Origin of the sequence: Microbacterium pratiae (assembly GCF_047302165.1) — a bacterium.
GTDB lineage: Bacteria > Actinomycetota > Actinomycetes > Actinomycetales > Microbacteriaceae > Microbacterium.
This window is the reverse complement of record NZ_CP154843.1, coordinates 2,984,506-2,997,178: the sequence shown is the minus strand read 5'-3', so window position 1 is coordinate 2,997,178 and position 12,673 is coordinate 2,984,506. Positions and strand designations below refer to the sequence as shown.

General features: G+C 70.8%; 11 protein-coding genes. 9 read left to right on the top strand and 2 right to left on the bottom strand.

Annotated features, from left to right (window positions below; genetic code table 11):
- Nucleotides 1–44 precede the first annotated feature (44 nt).
- Nucleotides 45–2,261, bottom strand: a complete 2,217-nt coding sequence (locus tag AA0Y20_RS14290; RefSeq protein WP_412935560.1) for an alpha-galactosidase — start codon at nucleotides 2,259–2,261, stop codon at nucleotides 45–47.
- 76 nt (nucleotides 2,262–2,337) lie between these two features.
- Between AA0Y20_RS14290 and AA0Y20_RS14285 the strand changes: the two genes are divergently transcribed.
- Nucleotides 2,338–4,164, top strand: coding sequence for a beta-L-arabinofuranosidase domain-containing protein (locus AA0Y20_RS14285; RefSeq protein ID WP_412935559.1), 1,827 nt, complete (start codon nucleotides 2,338–2,340; stop codon nucleotides 4,162–4,164).
- Nucleotides 4,165–4,180: 16 nt separating this feature from the next.
- Here AA0Y20_RS14285 and AA0Y20_RS14280 read toward each other — a convergent pair whose 3' ends face one another.
- Nucleotides 4,181–5,197 (bottom strand): LacI family DNA-binding transcriptional regulator, encoded by a 1,017-nt coding sequence (locus tag AA0Y20_RS14280; protein ID WP_412935557.1) that lies wholly within the window; start codon nucleotides 5,195–5,197, stop codon nucleotides 4,181–4,183.
- A 91-nt stretch (nucleotides 5,198–5,288) separates the two neighbouring features.
- Between AA0Y20_RS14280 and AA0Y20_RS14275 the strand changes: the two genes are divergently transcribed.
- From AA0Y20_RS14275 to AA0Y20_RS14240, 8 genes are all read left to right on the top strand, one after another.
- Nucleotides 5,289–6,473, top strand: coding sequence for a Gfo/Idh/MocA family protein (locus tag AA0Y20_RS14275; RefSeq protein ID WP_412935556.1), 1,185 nt, complete (start codon nucleotides 5,289–5,291; stop codon nucleotides 6,471–6,473).
- A complete protein-coding gene (locus AA0Y20_RS14270) occupies nucleotides 6,470–7,177 on the top strand; it encodes a ThuA domain-containing protein (protein WP_412935554.1) in 708 nt (235 codons plus the stop codon). The genes AA0Y20_RS14275 and AA0Y20_RS14270 overlap by 4 nt, the downstream gene beginning before the upstream one ends.
- On the top strand, nucleotides 7,150–8,244 hold the full coding sequence (locus tag AA0Y20_RS14265) for a Gfo/Idh/MocA family protein (protein ID WP_412935551.1): 1,095 nt from the start codon (nucleotides 7,150–7,152) through the stop codon (nucleotides 8,242–8,244). Before AA0Y20_RS14270 ends, AA0Y20_RS14265 begins: the two co-directional genes overlap by 28 nt.
- Nucleotides 8,241–9,758, top strand: coding sequence for an alpha-N-arabinofuranosidase (locus tag AA0Y20_RS14260; RefSeq protein ID WP_412935550.1), 1,518 nt, complete (start codon nucleotides 8,241–8,243; stop codon nucleotides 9,756–9,758). Before AA0Y20_RS14265 ends, AA0Y20_RS14260 begins: the two co-directional genes overlap by 4 nt.
- 129 nt (nucleotides 9,759–9,887) lie before the next feature.
- On the top strand, nucleotides 9,888–10,823 hold the full coding sequence (truB, locus tag AA0Y20_RS14255) for a tRNA pseudouridine(55) synthase TruB (protein ID WP_412935549.1): 936 nt from the start codon (nucleotides 9,888–9,890) through the stop codon (nucleotides 10,821–10,823).
- Entirely contained in the window at nucleotides 10,820–11,188 is a 369-nt protein-coding gene (locus AA0Y20_RS14250; protein ID WP_412935546.1) for a hypothetical protein, read from the top strand. Before truB ends, AA0Y20_RS14250 begins: the two co-directional genes overlap by 4 nt.
- Before the next feature lie 55 nt (nucleotides 11,189–11,243).
- Nucleotides 11,244–11,675: a hypothetical protein gene (locus tag AA0Y20_RS14245; protein ID WP_412935544.1), complete on the top strand. Its 432-nt coding sequence runs from the start codon at nucleotides 11,244–11,246 to the stop codon at nucleotides 11,673–11,675.
- Complete coding sequence (locus AA0Y20_RS14240) at nucleotides 11,672–12,643, top strand: bifunctional riboflavin kinase/FAD synthetase (protein ID WP_412939656.1); 972 nt, start codon at nucleotides 11,672–11,674, stop codon at nucleotides 12,641–12,643. Before AA0Y20_RS14245 ends, AA0Y20_RS14240 begins: the two co-directional genes overlap by 4 nt.
- The last annotated feature ends 30 nt before the right edge of the window (nucleotides 12,644–12,673 follow it).

Below are 12,673 nucleotides of genomic sequence, written 5' to 3'. Positions count from 1 at the left end.
CCACCCCATCGGGGGACGGGAAGCCGCGGCCCGGCGCTCGTCGATCACGGGGATGCCACCGCCGCGAGGTGCACGACGGCCGCACGATCGGGGTGGGAGGTAGGGAACTCCAGCCCCACCCGTGACAGCACCGCACCCGCGATGACCGGACCGTCGCCACCGCCCTGGCTGTCACTGTCGCCACTGAGCCCCGGGCTCTCGCGAAGCCAGGCCGGGACCTGCCAGGGCGGTCCGAACGAGTCCGAGCCGCTGACAGTCACGCGGTAGCTCCGCTCGGTCGACAGGCCGGGGAACCGGACGCGGGCGATTGTGTCGGCCGAGGTCGTCGGCGTGACGATCGTGAAGAGCGCCTCAGACCCGTCCGGGGCGACCACTCCGCGTACCTGCGGAGCCGCGGGGTCGAGCTCACCCGAGCCCACGGTGAGCCCGGTCGCGATGAGATGGCGGTGCCGACGGTATCGCGCGATCCAGTCGCCCAGGACGCGCCGGTCGTGCGCGTCGAGATCGCGGATGTCCCATTCGATGCCGAAATGCCCGAGGAAGGCGACGGCGCATCGGAACTGCAGGTCGTGTGTGCGTCCCGTCACGCTCGAGACGGGGGACGCGACGTGCGACCCCATCATCTCCGGAGGCACCAGGAGGCCTGTCCACCGCAGAATGCCGAAACGATCGTGGGGGTCGTGGCTGTCGGACGGATGGATCCGGTCGGTCCGTTCGAGCATCCCCAGGTCGACCCGCCCTCCGCCGGAGGCGCAGCTCTCGATCTCGAGGTCGGGGTGCCGGCGGCGGAGCTCATCGATGAGCCGGTAGACGGCGAGGGTCTGCTCGTGGACGGCAGGCGCGCCGGAGGCGGGGTGCCCCGCGGCGATGAGGTCGCGGTTGTGGTCCCACTTGAGGTAGCTCACGCCGACCTCATCGACGAGGCCGTCGAGCAGTCCCAGGATGTGGTCGAACGCGGCCGGCTGCGTGAGGTCGAGCACCTGCTGGAATCGCTGGCGCTGCGGCAGCTCGGGCCCCGCGCGGAGAATCCACTCGGGGTGTGCGCGGGCGAGGTCGGAGTCCTCGTTGATCATCTCGGGCTCGACCCAGAGTCCGAACTCCATACCGAGAGCACGGACCTCGTCGGCCAGCGGCCGGAGGCCGTCAGGCCAGGCGACCGGGTCGGGAGTCCAGTCGCCGAGACCCGCACGGTCGTCGTCGCGGCCGCGGAACCAGCCGTCGTCGAGCACGTACCGCTCGACGCCGAGCTCGGCCGCGCGGGCCGCGAGGTCGACGAGAACGTCGCGGTCGTGGTCGAAGTACACGGCCTCCCAGACGTTCATCGTCACGGGGCGAGGGCGGCGCGACGAACGCGAGCGGTCGCGCAAGAAGGCGTGGAAGCGGGCGGCGGCACCGTCGAGACCACGGCCATAGCTGCCGAACGCCCAGGGTCCGGTGTACTGCTCACCGGGTGCCAACCGGACCTCGCCGGGGAGGAGCGACTCGCCGCCCCGGAAGTGCAGACGCCCGTCGGTGCGCTCGATCGTGTGCTCGTGGTTGCCGCTGAATCCGACGTGTCCGAGCCACACCTCACCGGAGTCCGACGAGAAGCCCGGGGTGCCGATGGCCTGCACGAGCGTCGCGTCGAGGCCGGTTCGGCCGCGCCGCGAGGTGCGTGTGTGATCGCCGCGGACGATCGGATGCCGCTGCGGGATGCGCTCGTGCCCCCATCGACCGGTGAAATCGAGCACCTCCTGTGCCCACGTCGGTATCGGGAGCGCCACGGCGAGAGCCTGGACCTCGAGGGGCGCGGCGCTCGCGAGGGCGGTCGCGGTGTTCCGGACCGCGGCCCGGGTGCGGACGAGACCGTCCGAAGTGAGATCGATCTCTAGGGTGAGCTCGATCTCGGTGTCGTCGTCGTGGAGCACGGCGCGCACCCGACCCGCCGCGGTGGACGTCACGCCCGCTCCGGCCTCGGCGCCGTCGAGCACGAGCGAACGGAGGGCGAACCTCGGCGCCCATCCCGAGCCGTCGCGATGCGCGGACAGACCCGGCGCTCCGAACCACCCGCGGCTGTGCTCGGGTAGCAGGCTGGAGCGGTAGGGGAGGTCGGAGTCACCGTCCATCCCGATCCGCCGCTCGGCCGCGACGAACGCGAGGAGGTCGGGGTCCGTCGACGTCACCGCCTCGCCCCAGTGGACGATCTCCGGCATCCCGTCGTCTGCCGCGATCACGACGGAGACACCCTCGGCACTGAGGTGGACAACACGCATGGAACCCATGCTCCTATTCTGCTGACATCGCTCGGGCGGTACAGTCAGAGATCGATCTCAGCACATCGAAGGAGATGGCACAACCATGACCTCATCCGCTCTCGCACCCGGCGCCGTCCGGCTGCTGCCGGGTACCTACGATCGTCGTCGCCGTATCAATCGCGACTACCTCGCGTCGCTCGACGAGCGCGCTCTCGTGCAGAACCATCGCATCGAAGCGGGGATCGGCGATCAGGGATGGCATCTGCAGCCCTCCGTCACCGCGGGTGTCGAGACCGGCTGGGGACGCCACTGGGGGTGGGAGACGCCCGGGGCGCTTTTGCGCGGACACTTCGTCGGACACTGGCTGTCTGCCGCTGCGCGTGAGATCGCCGTCACGGGCGATCCGGTGCTGCGCGGCAAGCTCTCGGTCGTCCTCGACGAGCTCGACGCGTGTCAGGACGCCGGCGGGGGGTGGGTGTTCGGCATCCCGCAGACGTTCCTGCGGCGACTCGCGGAGGGGCGCGAGGTCTGGGCGCCGCAGTACAACCTGCACAAGACGCTCATGGGCCTGGTCGACGTGTACCGAGACCTCGGCGACGCGCGTGCACTCCGCATCGCCCACCGGGCAGCAGGCGTGCTGGCGGACTGGGCACGGGGCTTCGAACGCGAGGAGTTCCAGACCATCCTCGAGGTCGAGACGGGCGGCATGCTGGAAGTCTGGGCCGACCTGCTGGAAGCCACCGGCGACGACGACCTCTACCGCGACCTGCTCGACCGGTACGACCACCGGTCGCTGTTCGACGGTCTCCTGGCAGGCGAGGACATGTTGACCAACATGCACGCCAACACGACGATCCCCGAGGTGCTGGGCGCGGCCCGCGCCTTCGAGGTCACGGGCGGGGAGCGCTGGCGGCGCATCGTCGAGGCGTACTGGGAGTGGGCTGTCACCCGACGAGGGACCTTCTGCACCGGCGGCCAGACGTCGGGAGAGATCTGGACCCCGCCGTTCGCCTTCGCCGCGCGGCGGGGCGTGAAGACGCAGGAGCACTGCGCGGTCTACAACATGATCCGGCTGGCGGACGTGCTCTACCGATGGACGGGCGAGGCGTCGTACCTCGACTACATCGAGGCGAACCTGGTCAACGGCATCCTGGCGCAGCAGCATCCCGGCACCGGCATGGTGAGCTACTTCCTGCCGCTGCAGAGCGGAGCGCGCAAGGAATGGGGGTCGCCCACCGAGGACTTCTGGTGCTGCCACGGCACCGTCGTGCAGGCGCACACGCGTCACTCGTCGCTGGCGGTGTACGCCGACGCCGCCGCCGTCACGATCGCGCAGTACATCCCCGTCCGCGCCGAGATGGACACGGTGGCGGGCCGACTGGTCGTCGAGGTGCGGACGATCGACGACGCCCTCTACGTCGGTCCGGACGCGAACGCGGGCCCCGGCGGCCCGACGCATCGCCCGCACGCTCTGCGGGTCTCGGTCGTGGTCGAGTCGGCGGCGACCGTTCCGGGCCGCGTGCGGATGCGCGTGCCCGACTGGACGGTGGGGGAGGCGCGCGTCCGATCGGATGCCGCCGTGAGCCGCCACGGTCGTTTCGTCGAGGTCGACCATCCCGGCGGACGCACCGAGATCGAGCTGGGCTTCGCCTTCGAGCTGCGGACGGTGCCGATCCCCGACGACCCCGCGACCGTGGCCTTCGTCGAGGGTGCCGTCGTGCTCGCGGGGCTCGTCGACCGCGAGACGCCGCTCGTCGGCGACAGTGGCGACGCGGCGACGCTTCTCGCGGCCGACGACGAACGGCAGTGGTCGCAGTGGCTCACGCGATACCGCAGTGTCGGGCGCTCGTCCGGCATCCGTTTCGTGCCGCTGAACGAGATCGTCGACGAGCGCTACGCCGTGTACTTCCCCGTCGTCGCGGCGCCCTGAGCCCTCGCGGTACCCGTCACCGCGGACGACCCGTCGAGCCGCGCGCCACGAGCACCGTCGGCAGCTCGACCACCTCGTCGGCGAGCTGTGCGCCGCCCGCCATCTGCGCCAGAAGCGTGACCGCCGCCGCGGCCATCTCGCGGATGGGCTGACGGATCGTGGTGAGCGGAGGATGCAGCCACCGCGCACCGCGGACGTCGTCGTATCCGACGACGAGGACGTGGCGCCCCACGGCGAGCCCGGCTTCGGCGATCGCCCGGTAGGCGCCCGCGGCCATCTCGTCGGAGCAGGCGAAGAGCCCGATGGGGCCCTCGCCGCCGAGGTCGTCGAGCGCCGCGGCGCACGCCCGCCGCGCGTCGGCCGCACCCCAGTCGGCCGTCGTCAGGATGCGGGGCGCCGCCGGCGCCGTCTCGTCGAGGGCCGAGAGGAAGCCCTCGATGCGCGCGCGGCCGTAGCGGTACGACGGCGCGCCGCCGATGACGATGAAGCGCTGCGCGCCCTGCGCGAGCAGGTGCTCCGCCGCCGCGGAGCCGCCCGCGTGATCGGTGTTCCGGACGCTCGGCACGTGCTGGGTGGTCCCCGACGGCGGCTCGAGCAGAACGACCGGGATTCCGGCGCCCTGCATGATCTGCAGCTGCGCCGTCGTGGGGAGGATGAGTCCCAGCACGACCCCCGCCGACCCCCGGGAGCGGATGCGGGCCGGCCAGTCGTCGTCGGGATCGTCGCGTTCCGCCGTGAGGACGAGGTCGTAGTCGAGGCGTGAGGCTGCTGTGTGCGCGCCAGCGACGACCTCGTCCGTGTACGGGTCGTGGAAGTGTCCGAGGACCAGGTCGAGGATGCGCGACGTCCCGCCACGGGGCCTTCCTCGAGGCGTGCCGCTGCGCGAATACCCGAGCTGCTCGGCGGCCGTGAGCACGCGTGTCCGCGTCTCGGGCGACAGCTCGCCGCGTCCGCGCAGCGCGCGCGAGACCGTAGCGACGCTGACCCCCGCCGTTGCAGCGACGTCGGCGAGACTCGGGCGGCGAGAGGGCATGCCCCTATTTTGCGCAAACCGCGCCATCCGCGTCGAGAGGCTGTGACATCGTGGTCCGCGATCACACGCACCGGTGCGGAGGGAGACGAGGATGTCGGGACGATTGCGCATCGCGATCATCGGAACCGGGTTCATGGGACGGATGCACGCGCACGCCTGGCGCACCGCTCCGCGCTTCTTCGATCTGCCGGTCGAGCCGGAGGTGGTCGTGCTCGCGGGCAGCGACGCGCAACGCGCGGCCGACGCCGCATCGCGGTTCGGCATCGCGGAATCGAGCGACGACTGGCGAAGTGTGATCGCACGCGACGACATCGACGCCGTCGACATCTGCACCCCGGGTGACACCCATGCCGAGATCGCGCTCGCCGCACTCGACGCCGGGTTGCACGTCCTGTGCGAGAAGCCGCTGGCCAACGACGTCGCCGATGCGGATCGGATGACGGATGCCGCTGCCGCCGCCGCCTCCCGCGGCGTCGTCGCCATGTGCGGGTTCAGCTACCGCCGGACGCCCGCGCTCGCTCTGGCGCGACGTCTCATCGAGGAGGGGCGCCTCGGTCGCATCCGGCATGTGCGGGCCCAGTACCTGCAGGACTGGCTCACCGATCCGGATGCTCCGTTCACCTGGCGCCTCGACCGCGAACGCGCGGGGTCGGGTGCGCTCGGCGACATCGGGGCCCACAGCATCGACACCGCGCAGTGGCTCACCGGCGCGCGCATCACGAGTGTCTCCGGCACACTCCGCACCTTCGTCGACGAGCGCCCCGTCCTCGACGAGCGCGTCGGGCTCGGCGGCCGGGCCGGTGCCGGAGCCGCGACCGAACGCGTGACCGTCGACGACGCCGCGGCGTTCACGGCATCCTTCTCCGACGGAGCGCTCGGCATCTTCGAGGCGACGCGCATGGCCACGGGGCACCGCAACGCCAACCGCATCGAGATCAGCGGTGATCGCGGGGCGGTCGCCTTCGACTTCTCGCACCTCAACGATCTGCTCTTCGCCGACGCGACGCTGCCCGCCGGTGAGCAGGGCTTCCGGCGCATCGACGCGACCGAGCCGGAGCATCCCTACGCGGGCGCCTGGTGGCCGGCGGGACACGGGCTCGGCTACGAGCACCTGTTCACGCATCAGAGCGCCGACTTCGTCCGTGCCGTCGCGGGCGAGATCGAGGCTCACCCGTCGTTCGCCGAGGCCGCGAGCGTCCAGCGCGTCCTTGCCGCGGTCGCGGAGAGCGCGGCATCCGACAGCAGAAGCATCCGAGTGGAAGGGGTCAGCTCATGACCGCGAGACAGGCGCTCATCGTCCGAGGCGGCTGGGAGGGGCACAAGCCCGTCGAGGCCACCAACCTGTTCGTCCCGTTCCTCGAGGAGAACGGATTCGAGGTCCGTATCGAGGAGGACAACGAGGTCTACACCGACCGAGCGACGATGGAACGCACCGACCTGATCGTGCAGTCCGTCACGATGTCGAAGATCTCGCGCGAGGCTTTCGCCGGACTCCGCGACGCGGTCGAACGCGGAACGGGGCTCGCCGGCTGGCACGGCGGCATCGCCGACTCGTACCGTGACAACTCCGACTACCTCCAGCTCATCGGCGGGCAGTTCGCGACGCATCCCGCGAAGCACCCCGACGCCCGCGTCGGCGATGAGACCGACAACTATCTCTGCTACACCGTCGACCTCACCGACGCCGGTCGCCGCTCGGAGATCATGGCCGGCCTCGAAGACTTCACGCTCCGCACGGAGCAGTACTGGGTGCTCTCCGACGACCTCAACGACGTCCTCGCGACGACGACGCATCCCGTGCAGCCCTACCACCCGTGGCACCGGCCCATCACCTCGCCCGCCGTCTGGACCCGCGAGTGGGGGCAGGGTCGCATCTTCGTCGCGACGCCGGGTCACAGCCTCGTCGTGCTCCGCGACGTCAACGTCCGCACCATCATCGAAAGGGGGATGCTGTGGGCGAGCCGCACGGTATCGGTGTAGTCGGTCTCGGGGTCATCTCGGGCCAGTATCTCGAGACGCTGGGGGATCACCCCGCCGTCCGTATCGCGGCGGCGGCCGACCTCGACGCCGACCGTGCCCGCTCGGTCGCCGAGAGGTTCCCCGGTGCCCGCGCCCTGTCGGTGGCCGAGCTCGTCGCCGACCCCGCGGTGCAGACCGTGGTGAACCTGACCATCCCGGCCGCGCACGGCGAGGTGGCGCGCGCGGCGCTCGCCGCGGGCAAGAACGTCTACGGCGAGAAGCCGTTGGCCGCCACGTTCGACGAAGCCCTCGGCGTCATGGCCGGAGCGGGCGGCGCGTGGGTCGGCGGGGCGCCCGACACGGTGCTGGGATCGGGCGTGCAGACCGCGCGAGCGGTCGTCGACGCCGGTGAGATCGGACGACCGGTCGCGGCCGTCGCGACGTGGCTGTCGTCGGGCCATGAGGCATGGCATCCGCATCCCGACTTCTACTACCGCGAAGGCGGGGGACCGCTCTACGACATGGGGCCGTACTACCTCACCGCGCTGTTCCATCTGCTGGGGCCCGTCGTCAGCGTGTCGGGTGCGTCATCGCGATCGCGCGACGAGCGCACGATCGGCTCGGGACCGCGAGCAGGGGAGCGCATCCCCGTCGAGATCGACACGCATGTCACCGGCGTGCTCGAGCACGCGGGCGGCGCGATCTCGACGGTCACGTTCAGCTTCGACGCCGCCGCGACCCACGCCGCACCGATCGAGGTTCACGGCGAGACCGCGTCACTGACCTTGCCCGATCCCAACTTCTTCGACGGTGACGTGACCCTGCGTCGACCCCGCGCCGCCGAGTGGTCGGCGATCGCGCCCCGCGCGGGCTACCGCGGTGCGGGTCGCGGGATCGGTGTCCTCGACTTCGTGCGCGGCGGTACCGGCGCGGGGCGTGCGAGCGGCCAGGTCGCTCTGCACGTCCTCGAGATCATGAGCGCTCTCACCCGATCGGCCCGAGACGGCCGCCGCATCACCCTGACCACGACCGCGGAGCGCCCTCCGCTGGTCCCGCTCACCGAGCACGAGCACGGGAGAACCACATGACCTCGTCTGCACGTGCGGTCATCGACCTCGACGTCGTCGGCGACCGCATCAACCGCCACATCTACGGCCATTTCGCCGAGCACCTCGGACGGTGCATCTACGACGGCTTCTGGGTCGGTGAGGATTCGGCGATCCCCAACGTCCGCGGCATCCGTACGGACGTTGTCGAGGCGCTCCGTGCGCTCGACATCCCCAATCTCCGCTGGCCAGGCGGGTGCTTCGCCGACACGTACCACTGGCGAGACGGCGTCGGTCCGCGCGAGCAACGGCCGAAGATCGCCAACACGAACTGGGGCGACGTCGTCGAGAGCAACCACTTCGGAACCCATGAGTTCATGGATCTGTGCGACCTGCTCGGCACCGAGGCGTACGTCAACGGCAACGTCGGCAGCGGCACGGTCCAGGAGATGTCGGAGTGGGTCGAGTACCTCACACGCGATGACGACAGCCCCATGGCGCGTCTGCGCCGCGAGAACGGACGCGACGAGCCCTGGCGGGTGCCGTTCTGGGGCATCGGCAATGAGCCGTGGGGCTGCGGCGGACACCTCTCGCCCGAGTTCTACGCCGAGGAGGCGCGCCGCTACGCGACCTACTGTCACGATCACGGCGAGAACACGCTGACCCTCATCGCGGCGGGCGCCAACGAGGACGACTTCGAGTGGACGCGCGTGCTGGTGAAGTCGCTCGTCGAGTCGCACGCTGCGAACCTCTACGACAAGCACCCCTACCAGGCGATCTCGTTCCACTACTACACGCACACCGGATCGGGCATCAATCGCGAGGACGCGACGGCCTTCACCGACGCGCAGTTCTACGACACGATGGCCTATGCGCGCGACTTCGAGCGGGTCGTCCGCGGGCACGTCGCGGTCATGGACTCCTACGACCCGGAGAACCGGGTGAGCCTCGTCTGCGATGAGTGGGGCACGTGGTGGAACGCCGAGAAGGGGACGAACCCGGGCTTCCTGTTCCAGCAGAACACGATCCGCGACGCGCTCGTCGCCGGCATCCACTTCGACATCTTCCATCGCTATGCGCGGCGCATCTCGATGGCCAACATCGCTCAGACCGTCAACGTCCTGCAGGCGATGCTGCTCACCGACGGCGACAAGCTCGTGCTCACGCCCACCTACCACGTCTTCGAGATGAACAAGGGGCACCAGGACGCCCGCACGCTCGCTGCGCACGTGCTCGACGCGCCAGCGACGACGGCACGAGGCGGAGAGCTGCCGCTGGTGTCGATGTCGGCATCGACGAAGGACGGCTCGGCGCTCATCTCGCTCACCCACCTCTCGGCGGACGACGCGTGCGAGTTCCGCATCGACCTCCGGGGGCGCGGTGCCCGCGTGACGCGCGCCCGGGTGCTGGGAGCGGAGAGCGCGACGACGTACAACGACGCCGATGCGCCCGACCGGGTCGAGCCGCGGCCTCTCGAGACCGCTCTCGACGGCGGCGAGCTGGTCGTGACGCTGCCGCCGCATTCGTTCGCGACCGTCGAGCTGGCGCTGGACTGACCGCGGGCGGGGCCGGTACGGCGGGAGGATAGGGCGCAGTTCCGAGCTTCGAGCGCAGGTTGAACCGCGCTGGATGCTGCGAACTGCGCCCGAAGCGCCGCGGACGGGGCTCGCCGTAGGCTGGGAGGCATGCCCGAACCCGCGCCCCGCGGCATCCTGCTCGTCGACAAGCCGGGCGGTATGACCAGTCATGACGTCGTCGCCCGAGCCCGTCGAGCCCTCGGTACCCGCAAGATCGGCCACGCCGGCACGCTGGATCCGATGGCGACGGGGCTGCTCGTCCTCGGTGTCGGGCCGGCCACGCGCCTGCTGACCTACATCGTCGGCCTCGACAAGACCTACGAGGCCACGATCCGCCTCGGTGTCTCGACGGACTCCGACGACGCCGACGGTGCGGTGACCGAGCATGCGACGGACACCGCTCTCGCCGCGGTCGACCGCGCCGGCATCGATCGCGGCATCGCGGCCCTCACCGGTGAGATCGACCAGGTGCCGAGCCGGGTGTCGGCGATCAAGATCGGCGGGAAGCGGGCGTACGACCTGGCCCGCGCGGGCGAAGAGGTCGAGCTGAAGGCGCGTCGCGTGACCGTCTCCCGCTTCGACGTGCGTGACGTGCGCGAGGTCGCCCTCGATGTCGCGCCCGGCGGCGTCGAGGGGGGAGACTCCCGGGTGATCGATGTCGACGTCGTCGTCGACTGCACGAGCGGCACCTACATCCGCGCCTTGGCCCGCGATATGGGTGCGGACCTCGGGGTCGGCGGGCATCTCACGGCGCTCCGGCGCACCCGCATCGGTCCCTTCGACGTCTCGGATGCCGCGACCGAGATCGCCCCCGACACCGAACTCCTCCGCGACGCGGATGTCGCCGCCGCCGTGCTCGGAGCCGTCGAGGTGAGCGCCGACGAGGCGCGTGACCTGCGCCACGGCAAGCGACTCGCCGGAGCCGCCTCCCGCCTGCTCACGCCGCATCCGGCGGCCATCGATCCCGACGGGAGACTCGTGGGCATCGTCGAGCGACGGGGCGAAGACGTGAAGAGCCTCATGAACATGGCGGAGGACGCATGATCACGGTCTTCACCATCGTGCAGGTGGCCGTGGCCGTGGCCGCCGGACTGCTCTGCGTGGGTCTCGGCCTCGCGAACCGGCGGCCCAGCGACCTGTCGGTCGGGGCGCTCGCCCTCGTCGAGGTGCTCCTGATCGCCCAGGTCGTCGTCGCGATCATCGCGCCTCTCGCCGGCAACACCCCCTCGGGCAGCCTGCTGGAGTTCTGGGTGTATCTCGTCTCCGCCGTTCTGCTGCCCCCGGCCGCCGTGTTCTGGGCTCTCATCGAACGCAGCCGCTGGAGCACCGTCATCCTCGGCGTCGCGGCCCTGTCGGTGGCGATCATGACGTGGCGGATGCAGGTCATCTGGACGGTTCAGGTCGTCTGAAGCCGCCCGTGCGCCGCCTATCATTGGTGGGGTCATGGATCATCCCCGCCCTCGAATGACCGGCATCGGCCGTGTCCTGGTGGTCGTGTACGCCGTGATGGCGCTCGCCGCCACGGGACGCTCGTTCGTTCAGATCGTCGAGGACTTCTCGAACGCGCCGCTGGCGTACTCGCTGTCCGCAGCCGCCGCGCTCGTGTACGTGCTGGCGACGGTCGCGCTCGTGAAGTCGAGCTCGCGCACGTGGTACGCGATCGCGTGGGTCGCGATCTGCTTCGAGCTGGTGGGAGTCCTCGTCGTCGGCACGCTCAGCCTGGTGCTGCCCGAGCTGTTCTCGCACGACGCCACGGTGTGGTCGGGGTACGGCTTCGGATACTTCTGGGTGCCGCTCGCCCTGCCCTTCGTGGGCATCTGGTGGCTCGTGTCGCATCGTGACGGCTCGGCGGCGAGCGGCGAGCGTCCGACCGTCCTGGAGGGATCGTCATGGTGACCGTATATCGAGACCCCGCCGAGGTTCCCGCGGACTTCGGCCCGAGCGTCGTGGCCATCGGCAAGTTCGACGGCGTGCATTCCGGCCACCGTGCCGTCATCGACCGTGCCCGCGTCGATGCCGCCGCCCGTGGCGCGCGCGTCGTGGCTGTGACCTTCGATCGCAACCCGCTGAGCCTGCTGCGCCCCGAGCTGTGCCCCGAGCCGCTCGTCGCGCTCGACCAGAAGATCGGCCTTCTCGCCACGGCGGGGGTGGACGCCGTGCTCGTGCTGCGGTTCGACGCCGAGCTCGCGGCGTTGTCGGCACGCGACTTCGTCGAGCGCATCCTGGTGCGCTCGCTCGGCGCCGTCGGGGTCCTCGTCGGCGACGACTTCCGTTTCGGACGCGGGGGCGAGGGCGATCCCGACATGCTCACCGCGCTCGGGCGCGAGCACGGGTTCGGCGTCGACGTGGTCACGGACGTGCGCGCCCGCGACGCGGGGCGTCGGGTCTCGTCGACCTGGGTCCGCGACCTGCTCGCGGAGGGCGACGTCGCGGGGGCGGCCCGGCTCCTCGGCAGGCCCCACGCCGTCGAAGCGGAGGTCGTGCACGGGCTCAAGCGGGGGCGCGAGCTCGGCTATCCGACCGCGAACCTGGCGACGGACGCCGCGGGCTTCATCCCGGCCGACGGCGTGTACGCGGGCTGGCTCGTCGACCTCGGGATGCCGGGAGCCGACGGGACGCTTCCCGCGAGCGTCATCCGGTATCCGGCAGCGATCTCGGTCGGCACCAACCCCACGTTCGACGACGTGCCGCAGCGTCAGGTCGAGGCGTACGTGCTCGACGAGACCGACCTCGACCTCTACGGTCACCGCGTCGAGGTGCGGTTCACGGCGCGTATCCGAGGGATGGTCGCCTTCGCGGGCATTCCGGCGCTGATCGAGCAGATGGACGACGATGTCGTCCGGGTGCGCGAGGCTCTCGCCTGAGACCAGCGCCTCGCGCACCGGGCGGGCCGG